This window comes from Streptomyces paromomycinus, from assembly GCF_003865155.1.
GTDB lineage: Bacteria > Actinomycetota > Actinomycetes > Streptomycetales > Streptomycetaceae > Streptomyces > Streptomyces chrestomyceticus.
Genome location: NZ_BHZD01000001.1, coordinates 7,231,683 through 7,257,068 on the forward strand (window position 1 = coordinate 7,231,683; position 25,386 = coordinate 7,257,068).

The 25,386-nt window shown below is 71.4% G+C and carries 18 protein-coding genes; 10 read left to right on the forward strand and 8 right to left on the reverse strand.

What is annotated here, in order from left to right; translation table 11 throughout:
* Positions 1-314 precede the first annotated feature (314 nt).
* A complete protein-coding gene (ileS, locus tag OEIGOIKO_RS31215) occupies positions 315-3,455 on the reverse strand; it encodes an isoleucine--tRNA ligase (RefSeq protein WP_125056837.1) in 3,141 nt (1,046 codons plus the stop codon).
* Positions 3,456-4,073: 618 nt separating this feature from the next.
* On the opposite strand from ileS, the gene OEIGOIKO_RS31220 reads away from it, so the two are divergent.
* From OEIGOIKO_RS31220 to OEIGOIKO_RS31235, 4 genes are all read left to right on the forward strand, one after another.
* The gene (locus OEIGOIKO_RS31220; RefSeq protein ID WP_125056838.1) at positions 4,074-4,919 is read left to right on the forward strand and encodes a TraR/DksA family transcriptional regulator; all 846 of its coding nucleotides are present in this window, start codon (positions 4,074-4,076) and stop codon (positions 4,917-4,919) included.
* A gap of 192 nt (positions 4,920-5,111) precedes the next feature.
* Positions 5,112-5,777: a signal peptidase II gene (gene lspA / locus OEIGOIKO_RS31225; RefSeq protein ID WP_125056839.1), complete on the forward strand. Its 666-nt coding sequence runs from the start codon at positions 5,112-5,114 to the stop codon at positions 5,775-5,777.
* Positions 5,778-5,879: 102 nt separating this feature from the next.
* Complete coding sequence (locus OEIGOIKO_RS31230; RefSeq protein WP_125056840.1) at positions 5,880-6,821, forward strand: RluA family pseudouridine synthase; 942 nt, start codon at positions 5,880-5,882, stop codon at positions 6,819-6,821.
* Between the two features lie 162 nt (positions 6,822-6,983).
* Entirely contained in the window at positions 6,984-8,585 is a 1,602-nt protein-coding gene (locus OEIGOIKO_RS31235; protein ID WP_125056841.1) for a Na+/H+ antiporter, read from the forward strand.
* Between the two features lie 82 nt (positions 8,586-8,667).
* On the opposite strand, the gene OEIGOIKO_RS31240 is transcribed toward OEIGOIKO_RS31235, so the two are convergent.
* Positions 8,668-9,789: a mechanosensitive ion channel family protein gene (locus OEIGOIKO_RS31240; protein ID WP_246177649.1), complete on the reverse strand. Its 1,122-nt coding sequence runs from the start codon at positions 9,787-9,789 to the stop codon at positions 8,668-8,670.
* Between the two features lie 66 nt (positions 9,790-9,855).
* On the opposite strand from OEIGOIKO_RS31240, the gene OEIGOIKO_RS31245 reads away from it, so the two are divergent.
* The gene (locus OEIGOIKO_RS31245) at positions 9,856-10,509 is read left to right on the forward strand and encodes a dienelactone hydrolase family protein (RefSeq protein WP_125056843.1); all 654 of its coding nucleotides are present in this window, start codon (positions 9,856-9,858) and stop codon (positions 10,507-10,509) included.
* 57 nt (positions 10,510-10,566) lie between these two features.
* Here OEIGOIKO_RS31245 and OEIGOIKO_RS31250 read toward each other — a convergent pair whose 3' ends face one another.
* The 5 genes from OEIGOIKO_RS31250 to OEIGOIKO_RS31270 all read right to left on the reverse strand — a co-directional run bounded on the left by OEIGOIKO_RS31250 (position 10,567) and on the right by OEIGOIKO_RS31270 (position 16,360).
* A complete protein-coding gene (locus OEIGOIKO_RS31250) occupies positions 10,567-12,228 on the reverse strand; it encodes an alkaline phosphatase D family protein (protein ID WP_125056844.1) in 1,662 nt (553 codons plus the stop codon).
* Between the two features lie 104 nt (positions 12,229-12,332).
* The gene (locus OEIGOIKO_RS31255) at positions 12,333-13,187 is read right to left on the reverse strand and encodes a thioredoxin domain-containing protein (protein ID WP_125056845.1); all 855 of its coding nucleotides are present in this window, start codon (positions 13,185-13,187) and stop codon (positions 12,333-12,335) included.
* A gap of 170 nt (positions 13,188-13,357) precedes the next feature.
* Positions 13,358-14,200, reverse strand: a complete 843-nt coding sequence (locus OEIGOIKO_RS31260; RefSeq protein ID WP_125056846.1) for a thioredoxin domain-containing protein — start codon at positions 14,198-14,200, stop codon at positions 13,358-13,360.
* 61 nt (positions 14,201-14,261) lie between these two features.
* A complete protein-coding gene (locus OEIGOIKO_RS31265; protein ID WP_125056847.1) occupies positions 14,262-14,921 on the reverse strand; it encodes a hypothetical protein in 660 nt (219 codons plus the stop codon).
* A gap of 95 nt (positions 14,922-15,016) precedes the next feature.
* Positions 15,017-16,360, reverse strand: coding sequence for a DUF2252 domain-containing protein (locus OEIGOIKO_RS31270; RefSeq protein WP_125056848.1), 1,344 nt, complete (start codon positions 16,358-16,360; stop codon positions 15,017-15,019).
* A gap of 257 nt (positions 16,361-16,617) precedes the next feature.
* Between OEIGOIKO_RS31270 and dnaE the strand changes: the two genes are divergently transcribed.
* On the forward strand, positions 16,618-20,160 hold the full coding sequence (gene dnaE / locus OEIGOIKO_RS31275; RefSeq protein WP_125056849.1) for a DNA polymerase III subunit alpha: 3,543 nt from the start codon (positions 16,618-16,620) through the stop codon (positions 20,158-20,160).
* Positions 20,161-20,401: 241 nt separating this feature from the next.
* Here the strand turns inward: dnaE and OEIGOIKO_RS41895 are convergent, their stop codons facing one another.
* On the reverse strand, positions 20,402-20,578 hold the full coding sequence (locus OEIGOIKO_RS41895) for a hypothetical protein (RefSeq protein WP_170251929.1): 177 nt from the start codon (positions 20,576-20,578) through the stop codon (positions 20,402-20,404).
* A gap of 273 nt (positions 20,579-20,851) precedes the next feature.
* Here OEIGOIKO_RS41895 and OEIGOIKO_RS31280 point away from each other — a divergent pair, with 273 nt between their 5' ends.
* From OEIGOIKO_RS31280 to OEIGOIKO_RS31295, 4 genes are all read left to right on the forward strand, one after another.
* Complete coding sequence (locus OEIGOIKO_RS31280; protein ID WP_125056850.1) at positions 20,852-22,192, forward strand: NYN domain-containing protein; 1,341 nt, start codon at positions 20,852-20,854, stop codon at positions 22,190-22,192.
* A gap of 273 nt (positions 22,193-22,465) precedes the next feature.
* A complete protein-coding gene (locus tag OEIGOIKO_RS31285; protein WP_125059194.1) occupies positions 22,466-23,473 on the forward strand; it encodes an ABC transporter ATP-binding protein in 1,008 nt (335 codons plus the stop codon).
* Positions 23,474-23,556: 83 nt separating this feature from the next.
* Entirely contained in the window at positions 23,557-24,366 is an 810-nt protein-coding gene (locus OEIGOIKO_RS31290) for an ABC transporter permease (RefSeq protein ID WP_246177650.1), read from the forward strand.
* Between the two features lie 134 nt (positions 24,367-24,500).
* Positions 24,501-25,235: a hypothetical protein gene (locus tag OEIGOIKO_RS31295; RefSeq protein ID WP_246177651.1), complete on the forward strand. Its 735-nt coding sequence runs from the start codon at positions 24,501-24,503 to the stop codon at positions 25,233-25,235.
* Positions 25,236-25,386 lie beyond the last annotated feature (151 nt).

Below are 25,386 nucleotides of genomic sequence, written 5' to 3' on the forward strand. Positions count from 1 at the left end.
GGGGCCCGGTTCTTTTTTGGCCTGCGGCCTGCGACCCGGCTCGGTGGGGGTGCGCGTCTTGCGCGATTGGCCCGGTGGTGGGGGGCTCGGGGGCACTCCGGGGTCACTCCTCAGCATCCTTTAGCTTCAGTGAATCCCGGGCGTTGGCCAGCGTGCGGACTGCCTGCGGGGAGACCCCTGCGTACCCCCGAGCCCTGGCCGTCGGGCGACTTTCGGTCTGTATTAGGCTGGTGTGGCCTGGAAACGCCCAAAGTGCTGGTACGGGAACGGCCCCCGACGCTTGGTGCGTCGGGGGCCGTTGCCGTATGTGGTGGCTACGCCTCGGTCTTCTTGAGGCGGAACGTCAGGTTGAGGGCCTCGTCCTCGAATGCCTGGCCGTACGTGTCGTCGGCCTCGCCCTGGGCGAAGTCGGTGGCCAGGACCTCGTCCGCGATGAGGGACCGGTGGTCGGTCAGGGCGGTGCGGACCTCTTCGTCGGGGGTCTGCCAGCGGAGGGTGATGCGGTCGGCCACGTCCAGGCCGCTGTTCTTGCGGGCCTCCTGGATGAGGCGGATGGCGTCGCGGGCCAGGCCGGCGCGGCGCAGGTCGGGGGTGATCTCCAGGTCGAGGGCCACGGTGGCGCCCGCGTCGGAGGCCACCGACCAGCCCTCGCGCGGGGTCTCGGTGATGATGACCTCGTCGGGGGAGAGGGGGAGCGTCTCGTCGTCGACGGTGACGGTCGCCGTGCCTTCGCGCAGGGCGAGGGAGAGGGCTGCGGCGTCGGTTGCGGCGATGGCCTTGGCCACGGCCTGGACGCCCTTGCCGAAGCGCTTGCCGAGGGCCCGGAAGTTGGCCTTGGCCGTGGTGTCCACCAGGGAGCCGCCCACCTCGGAGAGGGAGGCGAGGGTGGAGACGTTCAGTTCCTCGGTGATCTGGGTGCGCAGCTCGGGGGAGAGCGACTCGAAGCCGGAGGCTGCCACCAGGGCGCGGGAGAGGGGCTGGCGGGTCTTGACGCCGGACTCCGCGCGGGTGGCGCGGCCCAGTTCGACCAGGCGGCGTACCAGGGCCATCTGCTTCGACAGTTCCGGGTCGATCGCGGAGTGGTCGGCCTCGGGCCAGGTGGAGAGGTGGACCGAGTCGGGGGCGTCGGGGGTGACCGGGACGACCAGGTCCTGCCAGACGCGTTCGGCGATGAACGGGGTGATGGGGGCCATCAGCCGGGCGACGGTCTCGATGACCTCGTGGAGCGTGCGCAGGGCCGCCTTGTCGCCCTGCCAGAAGCGGCGGCGGGAGCGGCGTACGTACCAGTTGGAGAGGTCGTCGACGAAGGAGGAGAGGAGTTTGCCGGCGCGCTGGGTGTCGAAGGTTTCGAGGGCGTCGGTCACGTCCCGGGTGAGGGCGTGGAGTTCGGACAGGAGCCAGCGGTCCAGCAGGGGGCGGTCGGCCGGGGTGGGGTCTTCGGCGCTGGGGGCCCAGTTGGCGGTGCGGGCGTACAGGGCCTGGAAGGCGACCGTGTTCCAGTAGGTCAGGAGGGTCTTGCGGACGACTTCCTGGATGGTGCCGTGGCCCACCCGGCGGGCTGCCCAGGGGGAGCCGCCCGCTGCCATGAACCAGCGGACCGCGTCGGCGCCGTGCTGGTCCATCAGCGGGATCGGGTCGAGGGTGTTGCCCAGGTGCTTGGACATCTTGCGGCCGTCCTCGGCGAGGATGTGGCCCAGGCAGACCACGTTCTCGTAGGAGGACTTGTCGAAGACGAGGGTGCCGACGGCCATGAGGGTGTAGAACCAGCCGCGGGTCTGGTCGATGGCCTCGGAGATGAACTGCGCGGGGTAGCGCTTCTCGAACAGTTCCTTGTTCTTGTACGGGTAGCCCCACTGCGCGAAGGGCATGGAGCCGGAGTCGTACCAGGCGTCGATGACCTCGGGGACGCGCGTCGCGGTGCCCTGGCAGGTGGGGCAGGGGAAGGTGACGGCGTCGATGTAGGGGCGGTGCGGGTCGAGGCCCGACTGGTCGGTGCCGGTGAGGTCGGTGAGCTCGGCCAGGGAGCCCACGCAGGTGAGGTGGTCCTCGGCGCAGCGCCAGATGGGGAGGGGGGTGCCCCAGTAGCGGTTGCGGGACAGGGCCCAGTCGATGTTGTTGTTGAGCCAGTCGCCGAAGCGGCCGTGCTTGACCGACTCGGGGAACCAGTTGGTGCCCTCGTTCTCGCGCAGCAGGGCGTCCTTGACCGCGGTGGTGCGGATGTACCAGGACGGCTGGGCGTAGTAGAGGAGCGCGGTGTGGCAGCGCCAGCAGTGCGGGTAGCTGTGCTCGTAGGCGAGGTGCCGGAAGAGCAGGCCGCGCGCGTCGAGGTCGGCGACGAGATGTTCGTCGGCCTTCTTGAAGAACTGGCCGCCGACGAGGGCGAGGCCCTCCTCGAAGGTGCCGTCGGGGCGTACCGGGTTGACGACCGGCAGGCCGTAGCCGCGGCAGGTCTTGAGGTCGTCCTCACCGAAGGCCGGGGCCTGGTGGACCAGGCCCGTACCGTCTTCGGTGGTGACGTAGTCGGCGTTGACGACGAAATTGGCGTCTTCCAGCTCGACCACGTCGAAGGGGCGGCGGTAGGCCCAGCGCTCCATCTCGCGGCCGGTGAAGGTCCGGCCGGTCGTGGTCCAGCCCTCGCCGAGGGCCTTTTCGAGCAGGGGCTCGGCGACGACCAGGTTTTCCTGGCCGTCGGTGGCCACGACGTAGGTGACGTCGGGGTGGGCGGCGACTGCCGTGTTGGAGATCAGGGTCCAGGGGGTGGTCGTCCAGATCAGGAGGGCCGCCTGGCCGGCCAGCGGGCCGGAGGTGAGGGGGAGGCGGACGAAGACCGAGGGGTCGACGACGGTTTCGTAGCCCTGGGCCAGCTCGTGGTCGGACAGGCCGGTGCCGCAGCGGGGGCACCAGGGGGCGACGCGGTGGTCCTGCGCCAGCAGGCCCTTGTCGAAGATCTGCTTGAGGGACCACCAGACCGACTGGATGTAGTCGGGGTCCATGGTGCGGTACGGGTCGTCCAGGTCCGTCCAGTAGCCCATCCGGGTGGTCAGGTCGGCGAAGGCGTCGGTGTGGCGGGTCACGGACTCGCGGCACTTGGCGTTGAACTCGGCGATGCCGTACGCCTCGATGTCCTTCTTGCCGTTGAAGCCCAGTTCCTTCTCGACGGCCAGTTCGACCGGCAGGCCGTGGCAGTCCCAGCCGGCCTTGCGGTCGACGTGGTAGCCGCGCATGGTGCGGAAGCGGGGGAAGACGTCCTTGAAGACGCGGGCCTCGATGTGGTGGGCACCAGGCATGCCGTTGGCGGTCGGCGGGCCCTCGTAGAAGACCCACTCGGGGCGTCCCTCGGACTGCTGGAGGGTACGGGCGAAGATCTTCTGCTCGCGCCAGAAATCGAGCACCGCGTGCTCAAGGGCGGGCAGGTCTACCTGGGCGGGTACCTGGCGGTACTGAGGCTGTGACATCGGGGCGTTCCTCCGGCGGACACCTGCTGCGTTCTCCGTCCGAAGGGACGAGAGCCTGGGCTCCCGCGGTACCACCCTCCTTGGCGGTGTGCGCTCCACCGCCCCCTCATTGGGGTCGCGAGGCCGGTTCTACTGACCCGCGGGCCGCTTGCTGGCCGCCCGTGGACGTTCTTCCGGCGGCTCTGGGGTGATCTTCACGTCGCGCACGCCTCCGGGCTCGCACCGTCCCCGGATCGCTCATCGCTGCGTACGACGCTACTCGTCCCGTCCGCGCCTTTCGCTGGGGCCAGTGTACGGGGCACCCGAGGTGCGGACCGACCTGGTTTCACCGGCTGCGCCGAGTGAGGTAGCGGGCGCCGAGGGGGTGACCCGAATGGCGATACGCAGGGCGCGGGAGTCGGCGCCCCGCGCGCGGGGCGCCCGGCGGCGGGCTCCGCGCGGGCCGTGGGCTGGCGGATTACCGGGCGGGCAGGGGGGCACAACGGATGAAGACCCGGCTGCCGTGGGGGGAGACCGGGCCGGAAAGGGCGGTGCGTCCCGTTGCCGCGTGCCTTGAGGCGATTTATCGTTCCGGTCACGATTCGCGAGCATGATCACATACGTGAAGGGGTCGCGGCCATGGTGGCGAAGAAGACCGCCGCGAAGAAGAGCACGGCGGATGCCGGGAAGGCCGCGGCCGACAAGCCGGGACCCGCGGCGAAGAAGCAGGTGTCCGCCGCCACGGCGATGAGCGCGGAGGCCGTGCCGCACACCCCGGCGGAGGAGCCGGAGCACCCGCCCGCGGCCGGGAAGAAGGCCGAGAAGACGCCGGGCGGCAAGGGCGCGGGGAGGAAGAAGGCGGTGCAGCGGGGGGCCGGGGAGTCTCCTGCGGACGGCGGGGCCGCGCCCCGGAAGGCCACCGCGAAGAAGGCGGCCAAGAAGACCGCACCTGCCGAGAAGGCGGTGCCCGCGAAGAAGACGGGAGCCAAGACGGTGGTGGAGAAGCAGACTCCGGGCGGGGCACCGGCCGCCGAGGCGGAGCAGGACGGGACGGCGGGGAGCCCGGTGCCCAAGGCGCGCGCCGCGGCCGCCCCCGGCGAGCTGGCCGTACGGCCCGGGGAGGACCCCTGGACACCGGCGGAGGTCGCCGAGGCCCGCACGGAACTGCTCGACGAGGTGGAGCGGCTGCGTGCGGAGATCACGGCGTCCGAGGACGCGCTCGCCGGGCTGATGCGGGACACCGGCGAGGGCACCGGCGACGAGGCCGACACCGGCAGCAAGAACATCACCCGCGAACACGAGATGGCGCTGGCCTCCAACGCCCGCGAGATGCTGCTCCAGACCGAACGCGCGCTGGAGCGTCTGGACGCGGGCACGTACGGCCTGTGCGAGAACTGCGGCAAGCCGATCGGCAAGGCCCGGATGCAGGCGTTCCCCCGGGCGACGCTGTGCGTGGAGTGCAAGCAGAGGCAGGAGAGGAGGTAGGAGAGGAGGGCGAGCGGGTGGTGCCGGGGGCCGGCGGGGGCGGTGGGGACACGTGGCCGGTGGCGGGCTCCGGATGAATCACCCGAGGCCGAGGGGACCGTACCCGCGGTGTCCGTACGCCTGTGCCGTACCCTCGTGCTCAGCCGGGGGCGGCCTGGCGTGCGGGACTCGACGGGCTGAGGGGCTCACAACGTGGCAGAGGCGGAGCGCATCACCGGTACGCCGGAGACCGGGCCGGAATCCGAGCCGGGGACGGCGGCGGTGCCCGGAGCCGAGGGGACGGCGTCGCGGGAGCGGCAGCCGGACGAGGACCGGGACGGTAACGCGGACGGTGGCGAGGCCGGTGCCGCCGCGGCGCGGGCCAAGGGCCGGGGCAAGCGGCGGATCGGCACGCTGTTCCTGGTCGCGGCCGTGGTCTACCTCCTCGACCTGGGCAGCAAGGCGCTGGTGGTCGCGAAGCTGGAGCACCACGCCCCCATCGAGGTGATCGGGTCGCTGCTGCGCCTGGAGGTGATCCGCAACCGTGGCGCCGCCTTCAGCATCGGCGAGGCGCTGACGATCTTCCTCACCATCATCGCGGCGATCGTGATCGTGGTGATCATCCGGATCGCCCGCAAGCTCTACAGCCTGCCGTGGGGCATCGCGCTCGGCCTGCTGCTGGGCGGCGCCTTCGGCAACCTCACCGACCGGATCTTCCGTACGCCCGGCGTCTTCGAGGGCGCGGTGGTGGACTTCATCGCCCCCGCCCACTTCGCGGTCTTCAACCTCGCGGACTCCGCGATCGTCTGCGGTGGCATCCTGATCGTCATCCTGTCCTTCCGCGGCCTGGACCCGGACGGCACGGTCCACAAGGACTGACGGTACGGTCCACGAGGACTGAGGGCCCGTGCCGTACGGGCTGCGGGCCCCGGGCGACCGGGGCCGGCGGGAGTGTCACCGCGGGCTGACATACTCGGTGATGTGAGCACGATTCCCGAGATCCGCACCCTGCCCGTACCGGACGGCCTGGAGGGCGAGCGCGTCGACGCCGCGCTGGCCCGTATGTTCGGCTTCTCCCGTACGAAGGCCGCCGAGCTGGCGGCCGGCGGGAAGGTCCGGGTGGACGGCGCCGAAGTCATGAAGTCCGAGCGGGTGCACGGCGGTGCCTGGCTGGAAGTGGAGATGCCGCAGGCCGCGCCGCCGGTGGAGATCGTCGCCGAGCCGGTCGAGGGCATGGAGATCGTGCATGACGACGACGACATCGTCGTGATCGTCAAGCCGGTCGGCGTCGCCGCGCACCCCAGCCCCGGCTGGACGGGCACCACCGTCATCGGCGGGCTGGCCGCCGCGGGCTTCCGTATCTCGACGTCCGGCGCCGCCGAGCGCCAGGGCATCGTGCACCGTCTCGACGTCGGCACCTCCGGCCTGATGGTGGTGGCCAAGTCCGAGCGCGCGTACACCCTGCTCAAGCAGCAGTTCCGGGAGCGGACGGTCGACAAGCGCTACCACGCCCTGGTGCAGGGCCACCCGGACCCGATGAGCGGCACCATCGACGCCCCCATCGGCCGGCATCCGCAGCACGACTACAAGTGGGCGGTGACGGCCGACGGCAAGCCGTCGGTCACCCACTACGACCTGATCGAGGCGTTCCGGGCGGCCAGCCTGCTGGACATCAAGCTGGAGACGGGGCGTACGCACCAGATCCGGGTTCACATGTCCGCGCACCGTCACCCGTGCGTCGGCGACCTGACCTACGGCGCCGACCCGACGCTCGGCAAGCGGCTGGGCCTCACCCGGCAGTGGCTGCACGCGATGCGGCTGGGCTTCGAGCACCCGGCCGACGGGCAGTGGGTGGAGTTCGAGAGCGCCTACCCCGAGGATCTCCAGCGCGCCCTGGACCGGGTGCGGGCCGAGAGCGCCTGAGCCGGGGGCTCCGGCCGGGCGGTACGGGACACGGCGGTACGCGCCGTGCGCGGGTAGGCCGGACGGCCGAGCGGCCGGACCGCTCGTCCGAGCGGTTTTTGTGCGCTTCATGGCAGGCTTGGGGCGGAACGTGATCGATCCCGACCCCGGAGTGCAGCCACCGTGGACCAGCTGGCCCTGATGTTCGTCCTACTTCTCGGGGCCGTGGTCATGGTCCCGGTCGGTGACCGGCTGGGCCTGCCGTCGCCGGTCCTGATGACGCTCGCGGGCGCGGTGCTGGCGCTGCTGCCGTTCGTGCCGAACGTGGAGGTACCGCCGGAGTTCATCCTCCCGCTGGTGCTGCCACCGCTGCTCTACGCCGCCGTGCAGCGCACCTCCTGGCGGCAGTTCACGGCCAACATCCGGCCCATCTTCCTGCTGGCGGTGGCCCTGGTCTTCGCGACCACGGCCGCCGTCGCCGCCGTCGCGCACGCCATCGTCCCCGGCATGCCGATCGCCGCGGCCGTGGTGCTCGGCGCCCTGGTCGCGCCGCCGGACCCGGTCGCCGCGACCGCCGTCGCGGGCAAGCTGGGGCTGCCCCGCCGCATGGTCTCCATCCTGGAGGGCGAGGGGCTGTTCAACGACGTCACCGCGATCGTGCTGTACCACGTCGCGCTCGCCGCGGCCGTCAGCGGCTCCTTCTCGGTGCCCGGCGCGGTCGGTTCGCTGGTGCTGTCCGCGGTGGTCGCGATAGCGGTCGGCCTGGTGCTGGGCTGGGTCACCAACAAGCTGATGGGCCTGCTGGGCGACCCGACGCTGCAGATCGGCCTGACGCTGCTGGTGCCGTTCGTCGCCTACGTCCTCGCCGAGGAGTTCGAGGGCTCCGGCGTGCTGGCGGTGCTGACCACCGCGCTGTTCCTCGCCGAGTACGCGGTGGACGCCGACGACGTGATGGGCCGGCTGGCCGGCTACACCTTCTGGGAGATCGTCGACACCCTCGTCACCGGTGTCGCCTTCGGGCTGATCGGCCTGGAACTGCACAACGTCATCAAGGTGGCCGCCGGCCGCTGGGGCGAGATGCTCGGCATCGGCGCCGCCGTCGTGGTGGTCGTGGTGGGCGTCCGGCTGCTGTGGCTGCTGCCCGCCGCCTGGCTGGCCAAGCGGATGCACAAGCGCCGCGACTTCGACGAGGACATCCCGCTGAGCTGGCGGGAGACCGTGATCATGTGGTGGTCCGGGATGCGCGGGGTGGCGTCCGTCGCGCTGGCGCTGGCCATCCCGTACACGATCGACGGCGGCGGGGACTTCCCGGCCCGTGACGAGATCCTGTTCATCGCCTTCGCCGTGGTGCTCTCCGGGCTCGTCGTCCAGGGCCTGTCACTGCCGACCCTGGTCAAGAAGCTGCGGGTGAAGGCCGACTCGGAGGCCGAGGAAAAGCTGGAGCACGAGCTGGCGCTCCGGGTGATCAAGGCGTCCAAGCGGCGCCTGAAGGAGATCCTGGAGGTCGAGGAGCTGCCGGAGGAGATCAGCGAGCAGCTCGCCCGGCGCGCCTACGACATGGGTGCGCGCATCGCGCCGGACATCGTGGACGACGACCGGCGGGAGCACTTCGAGAAGCGCATCACCCGGATGAAGAAGGTGCAGAGCATCCAGAGCGAGATGCTCTCGGCCGCCCGCCACGAGGTGCTGGCGGCGCGCAGCGAGCCGGGCGCCGATCCGGAGATCGTGGACCGGGTGCTGCGCCAGCTGGACATGCGCAGCCTGCGGGGCGCTCCGCTGCCGTAGGGCCGGGAGGCGGCGAGCGGAAGGCCGTGCGGCCACGAGGGCGGGGTGCGGTCACTGCGGTCGCACCCCGCCCCCAGTGCCGTCAGCCGTCCAGACCCGGTCCCTTGTCCAGGGTGCCCGGGCGCCGCTCCCCGTCCGCCGACGCCAGCCGGGCGGTGTCCTCCCCGCCGTCGGGAGCGGCGGCGGTGACCACCCTCGGCAGCGCGTACGGGTGCTCCGCGCGCAGCCAGTCGATCATCCGCTCGCGGACCTCGCAGCGCACCGACCAGATGGAGTCGGAGTCCCGGGCGGTGACCAGGGCGCGTACCTGGATGGTGGTCGGTGTGGTGTCGGTCACCACCAGGCTCCAGCCGCGGCCGTCCCAGTCGGTGCTGTTCTGCAGGATCTCGTGCAGCCGCTCCCGCATCTTCTCCACGGGGGCCGCGTGGTCGAGGTGGAAGAAGACCGTGCCGGTCATCTGCGCGCCGCCGCGCGACCAGTTCTCGAACGGCTTGCTGGTGAAGTAGGACACGGGCATGGTGATCCGCCGCTCGTCCCAGGTCCGTACGGTCAGGAAGGTCAGGGTGATCTCCTCGACCGTGCCCCACTCCTTGTCCACGACCACCGTGTCCCCGATGCGGACCATGTCGCCGAAGGCGATCTGCAGGCCGGCGAAGAGGTTGCCGAGGGTGGACTGCGCGGCGACACCGGCCACGATGCCGACCAGTCCCGCCGAGGCCAGCATGGACTGGCCGACCGTCTGCATCTTCGGGAAGGTCAGCAGCATCGAGGCCGCGGCGACGACGATGACGATCGCTGTGACCACCCGCTGGATCAGGGTGACCTGGGTACGGACCCGCCGGACCCGGGCCGCGTCCCGCGCGCCCGCCGCGTACCGGGAGTACGAGGACTCCACGATGGCCGCCGACGCCCGGATGGCGAGCCAGGCGGTGGCCGCGATCAGGACGAGGGAGAGAATCTGGCCGAGGCCCGCTTCGTGGTCCTCGATGAACGCCAGACCCGTTCTGTCGTAGAAGCCGCGCAGCAGCGCGGTCACCAGCACCACCTGCAGGGGGACGCGGCAGCGCCGCAGCAGGCCCCACAGTGGCGTGTCCGGGCGGGCCGTGTCGGCCCGGCGCAGTGCCAGGTCGGCCAGCCAGCCCAGGAAGAGCGTCACGACTATGGAGCCGCCTACGACGATGAGCGGACGAAGCACGTCCTCCATGGACACTTCCGGTCCTCCTAGGTGTGGTCAGCTTCGTGCCGGTACCTACTGACCGTAACTGGCACGATGGGGGAAGTGCGATCCAATGACAGGGAAGTGAATGCAGTGGCCTCTTCGTCCGCCTCGCCGTCCGCGCCGTCCGCGAAACCCTCGACGGTGGTTCTGTTCCATTCGGTGTGCGGCCTGCGGCCCGCGGTGCACGCCGCCGCCGACCGGCTGCGTGCGGCCGGTCACGAGGTCGTCGTACCGGACCTCTTCGACGGGCGGACCGCGGACACCGTCGAGGACGGTGTGGCGATCAAGGACGAGATCGGCAAGGACGAACTGCTGGTCCGTGCCGTGACCGCCGCCGCGCCGTACTCCGACCGGGGTGTGGTCTACGCGGGCTTCTCCTTCGGCGGCGCGGTCGCCCAGAACCTCGCCCTCGGTGACGAGAAGGCGCGCGGCCTGCTGCTGATGCACGGCACCTCGGACATCGCCGACGACGCGGCGGTCGACGAGCTGCCCGTCCAGCTGCACGTCGCCGACCCGGACCCGTTCGAGCCGCACGACTGGCTGAACGCCTGGTACCTGCGGATGGGGCGGGCCGGCGCGGACGTGGAGGTCTACCGCTACCAGGGCGCCGGGCACCTGTTCACCGACCCGGACCTGCCGGACTACGACGAGGAGGCCGCCGAGAGCGCCTGGAAGGTCGCCCTCGGCTTCCTCGACTCGCTGTAAAGGCTGTAGCGGCCGTGCAGAGGCCGTACACAGGCCGTACAGGGGGCGCGGAGCGGGTCAGCGCACCGGCTGCCGGACCCGCTCCACCCGCTGGGTCCCCGACAGGGTCCGGTAGGAGCGCGCCAGTGCGGTGGTGGCGTGCGGGTCGGTCCGGTCGGAGACGGTGAAGTAGTCCATCTGCGTGCGCTCGGCGCTGACGTCCAGGACGCCGTAACCGTGCGAGTCCATGTCCAGCCACTTCACATGGCGGTTGGCGGCCCGGACCGCGGCGACGCCGACCAGCGAGACGGTGTGCGGGGCGACGTGCAGGAAGTCGTCCACGTTGTCGGAGGTGACCGAGGTGACCACGAACTCGGTGGCGACCGGCGGCGTGGCCGGGTAGGTCGCGGCCTTCACCGGCACCTCGTTGGCCCACGCCATGTGGATGTCGCCGGTGAGGAAGACGGTGTTGCCGATGCCGCGGTCGCGCAGGTGGGTCAGCAGTTCGCGCCGGTCGTCGGTGTAGCCGTCCCACTGGTCGGTGTTGACCGCCAGACCCTCCTTGGGCAGGCCGAGGAGTTCGGCGAGCGGCGCCAGCAGGTGGGCCGGTACGGAGCCGAAGGCGACCTGGGAGATCATCACGGAGGTGCCGACCAGCCGCCAGGCGGTGTCCGAGCGCTCCAGTCCGGCCTTGAGCCAGTCCAGCTGGGCGCGCCCGGTGATCGTACGGTCCGGGTCGTCCACCTTCCCGCTGCCCGGCTTGGCCTGTTCGTCCCGGAAGGTGCGCAGGTCGAGCAGGTGCAGATCGGCGAGTTTGCCGAAGCGCAGCCTGCGGTAGGTGGTGCCCGCGACGGAGGTCCGTACGGGCATCCACTCGAAGTAGGCGCGCTTGGCGGCGGCCACCCGTGCCGCCCAGTCGCCCTCGGTGCCGGGGGTGTGGTTCACGGCGCCGCCGGACCAGGCGTTGTCGGCGAACTCGTGGTCGTCCCAGATCGCGATCATCGGATGCGCGGCGTGCAGGGCCCGGAGGTCGGGGTCGGTCTTGTGGACGCCGTGCCGGGTGCGGTAGTCGGCGAGCGTGATGATTTCGTGGGTGGGGGAGTGCTGCCGTACGACCTTCTTCGAGGCGGGGAAGCCGCCGGTCGCGTACTCGTAGAGGTAGTCGCCGAGGTGCAGCACCGCGTCCAGGTCGCGGCGGGCCGCCAGGTGCCGGTAGGCGGAGAAGTAGCCCGCCTCCCAGTTGGCGCAGGAGACGACGCCGAAGCGGATGTTGCCGGCCTTCGCGTCGTGGGCGGGGGCGGTACGGGTGCGGCCCACGGGGGAGTGGGTGCCGGCGGCGGTGAAGCGGTAGTAGTAGGCGGTGGCCGGTGCCAGGCCGCGTACGTCGGCCTTGACGGTGTGGTCGGCCGCGGCCGTGGTGGTCGCGGTTCCCCGCGCGACCACCGAGCCGAAGTCCTGGTCGGCCGCCACTTCCCAGTCCACCGTGGTGTCCGGGCCGCGGCCGGAGCCGGGTACCGCACCGGGCTCGGGCGTGACCCGGGTCCACAGCAGGACGCCGTCCGGGAGCGGGTCGCCGGAGGCCACGCCGTGCTGGAAGACCTGGGTGTCCGTACGGGGCCGGGCGTCCGTACCGGTCCGGGCGGCGCGGGCGGGGGTGGCGGTGGCGAAGGGCAGCAGGGCGGCGGAGGCGGCCGCTGCCGTGACGGCGGTGCGACGTGATATCTGGTCATGATCGGTCACGGCCGATCACCATACTGTCGAGTAGCGCACTACGGGAGGGCTCGCGCAGGATGTTCGCCCTCCCGTAAACCGCTGTCCGCCGGGGCGGTGCTCCGGCCCCGCGGCTACTTCTTCGCGTCCTTCGCGGGCCCGAACTCGTCGTCGATCATCTTGTTGAAGTTGGCCGTGGCCAGCTCCTGGTACTGCTCCTTGGTCATCTGCTTCTGCGGGACCGGCGGCAGCTTCAGCTTCTTGTCGCCGTGCAGGAACGCCGGCGTGCCGGTCACGCCCTTGCGGCCGAAGAGCGCGGTCATCTCCATGGTCCAGCGGTCGTACGTACCGTTCTCGACCGCCGCCCGGAACTTCTTGTTGTCCTTCAGCTCGGGCACCTGATCGGCGACCTCGATCAGCTTCTTGTCCTTGGCGTAGGCGTCGTCGGCCTCTTCGGGGTGGTTCTTCTCCGCGTACAGCGCGGTCTTGTACTTGAGGAACGCCTCCGGGCCGACGTCCAGGGCCGCGCCGAGCGCGCTGAGCGCGTTCTTGGAGCCCTCGCCGCCCTGCCCGCCGTCGATGAAGGTGTACATGGTGAAGCGGATCTTGTAGCGGCCGTCCTCCATGCCCTTCAAAAGGGCCGGGCCGGCGCTCTGCTCGAAGCCCGCGCAGGCCGGACAGCGGATGTCCTCGAAGACCTCCAGGGTCTCCTTCGCCTCCGGCTTGCCGATGACGATCTCGGTGCCGTCCTTGCCGCTGGTGTTGGCGGGCTTGACCAGGTCGGCCTCCTTGGCCGCCTCCCAGCCGGTGGGTTCGTTCGCCTTCATGATCCCGAAGCCGATGCCGCCTGCTACGACGAGGACACCGAGCACCGAGGCCCCCACCACGAGCTGCCGGCGGACCTTCTCCTTCTTCTTCTGCCGCTCACGCTCGACGCGCAGCCGCTCGCGGGCTGCCTGCTTGTTGGCCTGGCTGTTGCGGTCGCTCATGGTGCTTACCGACTCCCTGTCCCCAGTGCCCCGTGCCCGGCGGCGCGCGGTCCGCTTCGTGCCCGGAGTCTGCCATGAGCACGGCGATCCGCCGGGTCAAGATTTGGCATCGGCGTACGGCAAAGCCCCGGACCGGGAGGCCGGTCCGGGGCTCCGGGAGGGGTGGCGGATCAGCCCTTCATCGCCTTGTCGACCTGGTCGTTGAAGGCGTCCGGCGAGGACGGCGCGACCTTGCCGTTCGCGGAGTCGGTGCCCAGCACCGTGTCGTCCATCTTGACCGTCGGCGTGCTCTTGACGTCCTTGAAGCCGTTGAAGGCCTCGGACATCTCCATCGCCCAGCGGTTGTACGTACCGGCCTTCACCGCGTCCTGGAACTTGGCGTTGCCCTTCAGGGCGGGCACCGTGTCGGCGACCTTGATCAGGTAGTTGTTGTCGGCGAACTTGTCCGGACCGGTCTCCTCCGGGTGGTACTCCTTCGAGAACAGCGCCTCCTTGAACTTCAAGAACGCGTCCGGGCTCACGTTCAGCGCGGCGCCCATCGCGCTGAGCGCGTTCTTGGAGCCGGTGCCCTGGAGGTTGTTGTCCAGGAAGGTGCCCAGGTGGATGGAGGCCTTGTACTTGCCGTCCTTCAGGTCCTTCTGGATCGTCTCGCCGACGTTCTGCTCGAAGCCCGCGCAGCCCGGGCAGCGGGCGTCCTCGAAGAGCGACAGCGTGTGCTTGGCGTCCTTCTTGCCGACGATGATCTCCGTGCCGTTCTTGCCGGAGGTGTTGGCCGGCTGGACCAGCTTGGCGCTCGCCGCGTCGGCCCACTTGGCGGAGCCGCCGCCCGAGTCGCCGCCGCCCGAGTTCGCCACGGCGACGCCGATGCCGCCCGCGACGGCCAGCACGGCGACGATCGAACCGCCGACGGTCAGCTGTCGGCGGACCTTCTCCTTCTTCTTCTGCCGCTCGCGCTCGACGCGCAGCCGCTCGCGGGCTGCCTGCTTGTTGGCCTGGCTGTTGCGGTTGCTCATGACTGTCCTGCTCCTGGGAAAGGTGTGAACGGGTGCCTGTCCATAAGCCGCGGCCCGAAGGCTACGCGGCGAGGGAGCAGGGCGGTCCACGCCGTACGACGCAGTGCACGAGCAGCGGGACGGCCCGCGGAGCCGGCTCCGTACGCGCGGGCCGGGCGGCCGGGCGGAGCGGTACGGGCAGTGCCCGGACGACCGCCACCGCCAGCAGCAGCGGCCGGAACGCGAACGCCGTCACCGCACCCAGCAACTGGGCCAGCGCCGCCTCGCCCCGCCGCAGCCAGGCCGCCGCGAGCAGCCCCACGGCGACGTGCACGGCGAGCAGCAGCAGCCAGGTCGCGACGGGCGTCCGGTCCTCCGGCGCCAGGTGCGCCAGGGGAGTGCCCACATCACCGCCGCCGCACAGCAGATCCACGCCCAGGGACCGCAACGGCCCGGTGACCGGGCCGCCGGCCCGCCCGTAACAGGTGTGCTGGCCGGCGCTGAAGACCGTGTCGGCGGCCAGCTCCAGCGGTACGAGCAGGGCGGCGATGCGCCAGTAGCCGCGCTCCCGGCCGGCCAGCGCGTACGCGACGGCGAACACGGCGGCCGACAGGAGGGCGACGGTGGTCAGCGGCAGCGGCATCCGGGACAGCAGCACATGGCCCGCGGCGGACAGCGTCACGCACAGCGCCGTGAAGAGCGCTGCGCGCAGTGCCCGCAGGTGTGCCGCCGAGATGTCCATTGCAGCGAGTCTGCCATGATCCGGTGTAAGTGGGCACTAAGAGGCGCGAATACGCCGCCTCGCCGTCTGGCCGCCCCCTTGCCCCGTGGCGCGGCTCACAGACCGGGTATGCGGCCGTTGCGGAAGAGGTCCACGAACGTCTGGTGGTCGGCGCGGGCCCGGGCGCCGTACGCGTGCGCGAAGTCCACCAGCAGCCGGCCGAAGCCGTCCTCGTCGGCGGCGATGGCCGCGTCGATGGCGCGCTCGGTGGAGAACGGCACCAGGGAGTGGCCGCTCTCGTCGTCCGCGGCGGCGTGCATCGCCGCGGTCGCCCGGCCCAGGTCCGCGACGACCGCCGCGATCTCCGTCAGGTCGTCGATGTCCGACCAGTCCAGGTCGACCGCGTACGGGGAGATCTCGGCCACCAGCTGGCCGGCGCCGTCCAGCTCGGTCCAGCCCAGCCACGGGTCGGCGTGGTCCTGGAGGGCCCGCTGCGAGATCACCGTGCGGTGGCCCTCGTGCCGGAAGTAGCCGCGCACCCGCGGATCGGTGATGTGCCGGGAGACCGCCGGGGTCTGCGCCTGCTTCATGTAGATCACGACGTCGTTCTCCAGGGCGTCGCTGGTGCCCTCCAGCAGGATGTTGTACGAGGGCAGGCCCGCCGAACCGATGCCGATGCCGCGGCGCCCCACCACGTCCTTGACGCGGTAGGAGTCCGGGCGGGTCAGGCTGGACTCGGGCAGCGTCTCCAGATAGCCGTCGAAGGCCGCCAGGACCTTGTAGCGGGTCGCGGCGTCCAGCTCGACCGTGCCGCCGCCGGAGGTGAAGCGGCGCTCGAAGTCGCGGATCTCGGTCATCGAGTCCAGCAGGCCGAAGCGGGTCAGCGAGCGGGCCACCCGCAGCGCGCCCAGCAGCGGCCCCTCGGCGGTGTCCAGGGTGAAGGGCGGCACGTCGTCGTCCTTGGCGCCGGTGGCCAGGGCGTGGATGCGCTCGCGGTAGGCGGCGGCGTAGATCCCCACCAGCTCGCTGATCTGCTCGTCGCTCAGCGCCTTGGCGTAGCCGATCAGGGCGACGGAGGCGGCGAAGCGCTTGAGGTCCCAGGTGAAGGGGCCGACGTACGCCTCGTCGAAGTCGTTGACGTTGAAGATCAGCCGGCCGGTGGCGTCCATGTACGTGCCGAAGTTCTCGGCGTGCAGATCGCCGTGGATCCACACCTGGCCGGTGCGCTCGTCCTCGTACGGACCGTTGCCCGGGCCGCCGTCCTGGGCGTGCAGGTCGTGGTAGAAGAGGCAGGCCGTGCCCCGGTAGAAGGCGAAGGCGGAGGCGGCCATCTTCCGGAATTTGACCCGGAAGGCCGCCGGGTCGGCGGCGAGCAGCTCCCCGAAGGCGGTGTCGAAGACGGCGAGGATCTCCTCGCCGCGCTGAGCGGCGTCCGGCGCCGGGACGAGCTGGGACGACATCGCGGGGTGCCTCCTGGGGCAGGTGCTGCGGACGGGTGTACCGCCTCTTCCAACGGCCGAGGCTACCCACGAGTGCCCGCCCGTCCTCCCGGAGGCATTGCCCGCCGCGCCCCGCCCCGGCAAGCCGCCGTCCCCGTCAGGTTGTCGGCGGAGGGTCGTAGACTTCGAGACCGTCCCCGTTCCGCCCACCGTGGCCCGGCCCCCTGGGCCGAGGCGCCGGCGTGCCCGCAGTACCGAGTCTCCGGAGGTCTTCCGCCGTGGCCAAGCCGCCCTTCACGCACCTGCACGTGCACACCCAGTACTCGCTGCTGGACGGCGCCGCGCGGCTGAAGGACATGTTCGAGGCGTGCAAGGAGATGGGGATGACCCACATCGCCATGTCCGACCACGGCAACCTCCACGGCGCCTACGACTTCTTCCACTCCGCCCAGAAGGCCGGCGTCACGCCGATCATCGGTATCGAGGCGTACGTGGCGCCCGAGTCGCGGCGCACCAAGCGCAAGATCCAGTGGGGCCAGCCGCACCAGAAGCGCGACGATGTGTCCGGTTCGGGTGGTTATACACACAAGACGATCTGGGCGGCGAACAAGACCGGGCTGCACAACCTCTTCAAGCTCTCCTCGGACGCGTACAAGGAGGGCTGGCTGCAGAAGTGGCCCCGGATGGACAAGGAGACGATCTCCCAGTGGTCCGAGGGTCTGATCGCCTCCACCGGCTGCCCCTCCGGTGAGCTCCAGACCCGGCTGCGCCTCGGCCAGTTCGACGAGGCCTTGAAGGCCGCTTCCGAGTACCAGGACATCTTCGGGAAGGACCGTTACTTCCTGGAGCTGATGGACCACGGCATCGAGATCGAGCGCCGGGTCCGCGACGGCCTGCTGGAGATCGGCAAGAAGCTCGGCATCCCGCCGCTGGTCACCAACGACTCGCACTACACCTACGCGCACGAGGCGTCCGCCCACGACGCCCTGCTGTGCATCCAGACCGGCAAGAACCTCTCGGACCCCGACCGCTTCCGGTTCGACGGCACCGGCTACTACCTGAAGTCCACGGACGAGATGTACGCCATCGACTCCTCGGACGCCTGGCAGGAGGGCTGCCGCAACACCCTCCTGGTCGCCGAGCAGATCGACACCACCGGCATGTTCGAGAAGCGCGACCTGATGCCGAAGTTCGACATACCGGAGGGCTTCACCGAGGTCACCTGGTTCAAGGAGGAGGTCCGGCGCGGCATGGCCCGCCGCTACCCGGACGGGGTGCCCGAGGACCGGCAGCGGCAGGCCGAGTACGAGATGGACATCATCCTGCAGATGGGGTTCCCGGGGTACTTCCTCGTGGTCGCGGACTTCATCATGTGGGCGAAGAACAACGGCATCGCGGTGGGCCCCGGCCGAGGCTCCGCGGCCGGCTCGATCGTCGCGTACGCCATGGGCATCACCGACCTCGACCCGATCACCCACGGACTGATCTTCGAGCGGTTCCTCAACCCCGAGCGCGTCTCCATGCCCGATGTCGACATCGACTTCGACGAGCGCAGGCGCGTCGAAGTGATCAGGTACGTCACGGAGAAGTACGGCGCCGACAAGGTCGCCATGATCGGTACGTACGGCAAGATCAAGGCCAAGAACGCGATCAAGGACTCGGCCCGTGTGCTGGGCTATCCGTACGCCATGGGCGACCGCCTCACCAAGGCCATGCCCGCGGACGTCCTCGGCAAGGGCATCGACCTCTCCGGCATCACCGACCCCCAGCACCCGCGCTACAGCGAGGCCGGCGAGATCCGGGGGATGTACGAGAACGAGCCCGACGTGAAGAAGGTCATCGACACCGCGAAGGGCGTCGAGGGCCTGGTCCGGCAGATGGGTGTGCACGCGGCCGGCGTGATCATGTCCAGCGAGCCGATCGTCGATCACGCACCGCTGTGGACGCGGCACACCGACGGCGTGACCATCACACAGTGGGACTACCCGCAGTGCGAGTCGCTCGGCCTGCTGAAGATGGACTTCCTGGGCCTGCGCAACCTCACCATCATGGACGACGCCGTCAAGATGGTGGAGGCCAACAAGGGCAAGAAGCTGGAGCTCCTGGAGCTCCCGCTGGACGACCCCAAGACCTATGAGCTGCTCTGCCGCGGTGACACCCTCGGCGTCTTCCAGTTCGACGGCGGCCCGATGCGTTCGCTGCTGCGCCAGATGCAGCCCGACAACTTCGAGGACATTTCCGCCGTCTCGGCCCTGTACCGGCCGGGCCCGATGGGCATGAACTCGCACATCAACTACGCCGAGCGCAAGAACGGCCGCCAGGAGATCACCCCGATCCACAAGGAGCTGGAGGAGCCGCTCAAGGAGGTCCTGGGCCTGACCTACGGCCTGATCGTCTACCAGGAGCAGGTCCAGAAGGCCGCCCAGATCGTCGCCGGGTACTCCCTCGGCGAGGCGGACGTCCTGCGCCGCGTGATGGGCAAGAAGAAGCCCGAGGAGCTGGAGAAGAACTTCGTCCTCTTCCAGGCCGGTGCCCGTAAGAACGGCTTCAGCGACCAGGCGATCCAGGCCCTGTGGGACGTCCTGGTCCCGTTCGCCGGCTACGCGTTCAACAAGGCGCACTCCTCCGCGTACGGACTCGTCACGTACTGGACCGCCTACCTCAAGGCGAACTACCCGGCGGAGTACATGTCCGCGCTGCTCACCTCGGTGCGCGACGACAAGGACAAGTCGGCGGTCTACCTCAACGAGTGCCGCCGCATGGGCATCAAGGTGCTCCCGCCGAACGTGAACGAGTCGCTGGCGAACTTCGCCGCCCAGGGCGACGACGTGATCCTCTTCGGCCTCACCGCCGTCCGCAACGTCGGCCAGAACGTGGTGGACTCGATCATCCGCTGCCGCAAGGCCAAGGGGAAGTACACCTCCTTCCCCGACTACCTCGACAAGGTCGAGGCGGTCGTGTGCAACAAGCGCACCACCGAATCGCTGATCAAGGCGGGCGCCTTCGACGAGATGGGGCACACCCGCAAGGGCCTGACCGCGCACTACGAGTCCATGATCGACAACGTGGTGCAGGTCAAGCGCAAGGAGGCTGAGGGACAGTTCGACCTCTTCGGCGGGATGGGCGACGACACCGCCGACGACGGCCCCGGCTTCGGGCTGGACATCGAGTTCTCGGACATCGAGTGGGACAAGACGTACCTGCTCGCCCAGGAGCGCGAGATGCTAGGTCTGTACGTCTCCGACCACCCGCTGTTCGGTCTGGAGCACGTACTGTCCGACAAGGCGGACGCGGCGATCTCCCAGCTGACCGGCGGTGACTATTCGGACGGCTCGATCGTCACCATCGGCGGCATCATCTCCGGCCTCCAGCGCAAGATGACCAAGCAGGGCAACGCCTGGGCCATCGCCACCGTCGAGGACCTGGCCGGTTCCATCGAGTGCATGTTCTTCCCGGCGACCTACCAGCTGGTCTCCACCCAACTCGTCGAGGACACCGTCGTCTTCGTCAAGGGGCGCCTGGACAAGCGGGAGGACATCCCGCGGCTGGTCGCCATGGAGATGATGGTCCCCGACCTCTCGGAGGCCGGCGCCAACGCCCCCGTGACGATCACGATCCCCACGGTCAAGGTCACCCCGCCGCTGGTCGAGAAGCTGGGCGAGGTGCTCACCAGCCACCGCGGCGCGACCGAGGTACGGATCAAGCTCCAGGGGACCCGCAAGACGACGGTGCTCCGGCTGGACCGGCACCGGGTGACCCCGGACCCGTCGCTCTTCGGTGACCTGAAGGTGCTGCTGGGACCGTCCTGCCTGGCGGGCTGAGCCGGTGAGCGGTGCCCGGGGCTCCGGTCCCTGGCACCGCGGGCGCGCGGAAACCGGATGTCTGCGCGAGTAGCGGTCCTGACGGGCACGGGCACGGTCTCGCGGCCGACGGGTGGCACGGCTGCACGCGCCGGGACGGACCGGGCCTGCTCTCCCGCAGTCGCCGGAGCGCCGGCGCGTACAGCGCGCAAGAGGGGCGCACCCCGCACGGGTGCGCCCCTCTACTGCTGTACGGCGAAGGTCAGTTGTGACCAAAACGGCGCTGGTGCTTACGGGCAACGTCGCGCGGGGTCGCCTCCACGGACTGGGCCGACGCCTGGGCCTCCATCGCCGACCGCTCGGCTTCCTGCCGGCCGCGCTCGGTGGCCTGAGCGCCCTTCTGCTGCTGATTACGGTCGCGATTCTTGTTCTTGGCCATGACCGTGCCTCCTGAGGGGGATCCTGGGATCGGGGCCGTGACCAGGCTTACACGGACCGTTGCTGCGCGCATTTCGGACAATTACCGTGCGTCATGCGCCGCGTCACGTGCTGTGTTCGCCCTGGACGCCGAATCCGCCACGCCGATGATCGAGTTCGGGCAGTTAACCCCCGTACGGTCGGGCAGACTCGAAGGTAAAGCAGGAGGAAACCTCGTGCCACAGGCCGAGCCGGGGGGCGTCCGACTTCAGCACCTCAGGAAAGAGGGTGGAACGTGGATCGCTGCGTCGTCCTGGTGGACGCCGGATACTTGCTGGGCGCCGCCGCGAGCCTGCTCGCCGGAGAGCCCACCCGGTCCCGGATCACCGTTGATCACGCCGCCCTCATCCAGGGCCTGCGCCAGCGCGCCGAAGCCGACACCGAACGGCCGCTGCTGCGCATCTACTGGTTCGACGGCGCGCCCGACCGCGTACCGCAGCCCGAGCACCGGCGGCTGCGCGTCATGCCCCGGGTCACCGTCCGGCTGGGCGCGCTGACCCGCAGTGACGGCCGCTGGGCGCAGAAAGGCGTCGACGCCGCGATGCACGCGGAGTTGACCGAACTGGCCCGTAACCGCGCCTGCTCCGACATCGTCCTGGTCACCGGCGACGGCGACCTGCTGCCCGGCCTGATGTCGGCCAAGGAGCACGGCGTCGCCGTGCACCTGTGGGCCGTGCAGGCCGCCGACGGCGACTACAACCAGTCGGAGGACCTGGTCGCCGAGGCCGACGAGCGACGGGTGCTCGACCGCTCCTGGATCACCCGCGCCGTACGGCTGAAGGAGCTCGGCGGCCCCTGCGCGCCGCCGCCCGTACCGCGGCCCGAGATCGCCGCCATCCTCTCGGCGCCGCTGCCCGAGTCCGCCGTCGCGGCCGCCGCGGCCGCGGCCTCCGCCGCCCACGACGCGGAGCGGGCCGCCGCCCGGGAACGCAACGGCGCGAACGGCGCGGCGCGCCCGGCGCCCGCCCCCGCGGGGCGGACCGGCTCCACGGGCGCCTGCGACCGGCCGGGGACCGCCGCCGAACGGGACGGCGAAGGCGGCCCGGCGGGCGGCAAGGGCACCCCGGTCCCCACCCCGAAGGACCTCGCCGACCTGAACCGGGGCCCCGGCGCCGGACCGGGCGGGACCCCCGCGGCCCCGGCGCCCGTGCCCAGCGCGACGCTGCGCTGGTCCTCGGACAAGGGCTGGGTCGAGCGCGGCGGCCCGGTCGGCGAACCGCCCGAAACGGCCTCGCTCCCGACCCTCGCCCAGCTCACCAGCGCCGAGCAGCGCTGGGCCGACCGGGAGGAGGACATCACGGCCGTCAGCGGCGACCCCTTCGAAGTGGGCCAGGTCTTCGCCCGCCGCTGGACGGAACGGCTCTCCGACACGGCCCACCTCCAGCAGATCTCCACGGAGTACCCCCGCATCCCGCACCGCATCGACGGCGAACTTCTCCGCTATGCCGCCCGTTTCGGCCTGCTCGCCCACAAGGACGACCAGATCGACGAACACGACCGCTACGCGATCCGCGCCGGATTCTGGCGCGAAGTCGACCTCCGGACGGCGGCGTCGCACGTACCGGTGGGGGAGTAGGGGCGGCCCGGGGACGGGGGCCCCTGCCCCGGGGCGATGGGGCGGGCGCCGGCCACCCGCGCGGGCGCCGGCCACCCGCGCGGGCGCCGGTCACCCGGGTGGGCGCCTCGCCCGGTGGCGATGCCCGCGCCCTCGTGGCGGAGGCGGCAGCCGCTGCCCGGCGGGAGGCGGCGGGCCCCTGGCCGACGGGCGGAGCGGGGTGCCGCGGCCGCCGCGGGCAGGGGGTGCGGACAGCCGCGGCCCCGGCAGCGCGTACGCTCGTTGCTCGTGAGGATGGGTGCGAAGCGGGTGGAGTGCGGCGAGCCGGTGTGTGCCGTGCGCGACCTGGTCAAGACGTACCCCGCGGTACGCGGGCGGCGGGGGGCGGTGGGGGCGCCGGCCGTACGGGCCAGTGACGGCATCAGCCTGGACGTCCGCCAAGGGGAGATCTTCGGGCTGCTCGGGCCGAACGGAGCCGGCAAGTCGACGCTGGTCCGCCAGCTCACCGGGCTGCTGCGCCCCGACTCCGGCAGTGTCACCGTGCTGGGCCACGACCTCGTCCGGTATCCGGAGCGCGCCGCCCGCCTGCTCGGCTACCTGGGCCAGGAGTCCAGCGCCCTGGACGAGATGACGGTCGCCCTCGCCGTGGAGACCACCGGCCGGCTGCGCGGCCTGCCCGCCCGGGAGGCCCGCGCCGAGCGCGACGCCGTCGTCGAGGAACTGGGGCTCGGCGACCTCGCCGGGCGCCCGCTCAAGCGGCTCTCCGGGGGCCAGCGCCGCCTCGCGTGCTTCGCCGCCGTCCTGGTCGGCGAGCGGCCGCTGCTGGTCCTGGACGAGCCGACCACCGGCATGGACCCGGTGGCGCGCCGCGCCGTGTGGGCCGCCGTGGACCGGCGCCGGGCGGAACGCGGCGCCACCGTGCTGCTCGTGACCCACAACGTCATCGAGGCGGAGAGCGTCCTGGACCGGGTCGCGGTGATCGACCGGGGCAAGGTCATCGCCTGCGACACGCCCGGCGGGCTGAAGGACCTGGTGGGCGAAGAGGTCCGGCTGGAGCTGGTGTGGCGGGAGCGGGCGCCGCTGGACGTGCCCGAGGTGGCCGCCCTGGGCGAGGCCGCGCGGACCAGCGGACGGCGCTGGACCCTGAGACTGGCCCCGGACCGGGCGCGGGAGGCGGTGGCCGCCGTGACGGCGGGCCCGGCCTTCGCCGCGCTGGACGACTTCACGCTCGCGACGCCGAGCCTGGAAGATGTGTATCTCGCGCTGGGGGGCCGTACGGAGGAAGGCTTGGTGAAGGCGTGAGCGTGGTTCCCGCGGAGGCGCAGGCGAAGGCGGCGGAGCAGGTGCAGGCGACTGCGGAGACGGCGGAGGCGGAGACGCGGACGGTGGCACCGGCGGTGGCCGGGACTGCCGCCGGGTCGCGTACGGGCCTTCCGGCCGCCGCACCCCTGGCGCCCGCCGCCCGGCTGCTGCCCGCGCTCGCCGCCGTGTACCGGGCCCAGCTGTCCCGGGCCCGGGTCGCCCGGATCCCGCTGCTGTTCGTGGCCACCTTCCAGTCCGTCGGGATCATGGTCCTGATGCGCGGGGTGGTCGACGGCGGCGACGCCGCGCGGGCCGTCGTGGCCGGCTCCAGCGTGCTGGTCGTGGCGTTCGTGGCGCTGAACCTGCTGGCCCAGTACTTCGGGCAGCTGCGCGCCAGCGGCGGCCTCGACCACTACGCCACGCTGCCGGTGCCGCCCGCCGCCGTGGTGCTCGGCGCGGCCGCCGCGTACGCCTCGTTCACCGCGCCGGGGACCGTGGTCACGGCCGTCACCGGCTGTCTGCTGTTCCAGCTGCCGATGACGAACCTGTGGGTGCTGATCGCGGTGATCCCGCTGGCCGGAGCGGCCCTCGCCGGGCTCGGCGCGGCGCTGGGCCTGCTCGCGCCGCGCCCGGAACTGGCCACCCTCTGCGGCCAGTTGGGCATGTCGGCGGCCCTGCTGCTGGGCGTGCTGCCGGCCGCCCGGCTGCCCGCGCCGATCTCGTACGCGCGGGACCTGCTGCCGTCCACGTACGGGGTCGAGGCCCTGGCGCGCGGCTTCGACGCCCGCCCCGACTGGCTGGCGGTCCTGGCGGACCTGGGGGTCTGCGCGGCGGTCGGCGTCCTGTCGCTGGCCGTGGCGACCTGGGCGTACCGCCGGGCGGCCGTACGGTGACGGACCCGGCGGACGGCCTGCCGGGGCCCGGGGCCTCCGAAGGCCCCGCGGACGGTGCCGGGCAGACCGGCCGGAACCGGCCGCACGGCCGTCCTGCCGACAGCGGCACCGTGCCCACCTGGCACGATGACAGGGTGACCGCACCGCAGACGCCGCAGCCGCACGAGAACCAGCCGCACGACGACCGGGCGACCGGGCACGCGTACAACCCCTGGGCCAGTCCGTCCGGGGCGACGTCCGACCATCCGACCTCCGGGGGGTCCGCCGTGCGGGACCGGGCCGAGCTCCGCCGTGAACTGTTCGAGGCCGCGCTGATCGCGCTCGTGGTGACGGTGTGCGGCGTGCTGCTGGGCGCCCTGTGGGCGTGGCTGGCGCCGCGCGTCCCGCTGATCGCGGACGGCAGCGGCAACGTCTACCTCCAGCACGTCGAGGGCGAGGAGGCCATCGGCGGGGACGGCACGTTCATCCTGCTGGCCCTCGGCTTCGGGGTGGTGTGCGCGGCGGGCGCGTTCCTCTTCCGCCGGGGCGGGGGCATCCCGCTGGTGGTGGCGCTGGTGGTGGGCGGGCTGCTCGGCTCCGTGGTGGCCTGGCGGTTCGGCATCTGGCTGGGCCCGGCGTCGGACCTGGCGCAGCTCGCGACGGAAGCCGGCAAGGGCGTCCCGTTCGACGCGCCGCTGCGCCTTCAGGCCAAGGGCGCGCTGATCGCCTGGCCGGCCGGCGCCATGATCGCGCACCTGCTCCTGACCGGCCTTTTCGGCCCCCGCGACCCGGAGCCGCCGCGGCCGGAGTGGTACCCCGGAGGCCAGCAGCCTCCGCAGAGCCCGAAGACCCCGCAGACCCCGCAGACCCCGCCGCCTTCGGACGGCTGACGTCTGACAGCCGACGGGGTCACGTCGCGCGTCGGGTCCGTCCGCTCCCTCAGGCGGGCCGACGCCCGTGGTTGGCCTTGCCTTTCTTGATGCGCCACTTCCGCTTGCGGGTCTTCTTCGACATGGGCGTACCTCCTCCACGGGTCGTAGC

What these genes read in the sequence shown, in the direction of transcription:
- ileS (WP_125056837.1), bottom strand. Translation starts at nt 3,455, where the DNA reads ATGTCACAGCCTCAGTACCGCCAGGTACCCGCCCAGGTAGACCTGCCC.
- OEIGOIKO_RS31220 (WP_125056838.1), top strand. Translation starts at nt 4,074, where the DNA reads ATGGTGGCGAAGAAGACCGCCGCGAAGAAGAGCACGGCGGATGCCGGG.
- OEIGOIKO_RS31240 (WP_246177649.1), bottom strand. Translation starts at nt 9,789, where the DNA reads ATGGAGGACGTGCTTCGTCCGCTCATCGTCGTAGGCGGCTCCATAGTC.
- OEIGOIKO_RS31245 (WP_125056843.1), top strand. Translation starts at nt 9,856, where the DNA reads ATGGGGGAAGTGCGATCCAATGACAGGGAAGTGAATGCAGTGGCCTCT.
- OEIGOIKO_RS31255 (WP_125056845.1), bottom strand. Translation starts at nt 13,187, where the DNA reads ATGAGCGACCGCAACAGCCAGGCCAACAAGCAGGCAGCCCGCGAGCGG.
- OEIGOIKO_RS31260 (WP_125056846.1), bottom strand. Translation starts at nt 14,200, where the DNA reads ATGAGCAACCGCAACAGCCAGGCCAACAAGCAGGCAGCCCGCGAGCGG.
- OEIGOIKO_RS31265 (WP_125056847.1), bottom strand. Translation starts at nt 14,921, where the DNA reads ATGGACATCTCGGCGGCACACCTGCGGGCACTGCGCGCAGCGCTCTTC.
- OEIGOIKO_RS31270 (WP_125056848.1), bottom strand. Translation starts at nt 16,360, where the DNA reads ATGTCGTCCCAGCTCGTCCCGGCGCCGGACGCCGCTCAGCGCGGCGAG.
- OEIGOIKO_RS41895 (WP_170251929.1), bottom strand. Translation starts at nt 20,578, where the DNA reads ATGGCCAAGAACAAGAATCGCGACCGTAATCAGCAGCAGAAGGGCGCT.
- OEIGOIKO_RS31285 (WP_125059194.1), top strand. Translation starts at nt 22,466, where the DNA reads ATGGGTGCGAAGCGGGTGGAGTGCGGCGAGCCGGTGTGTGCCGTGCGC.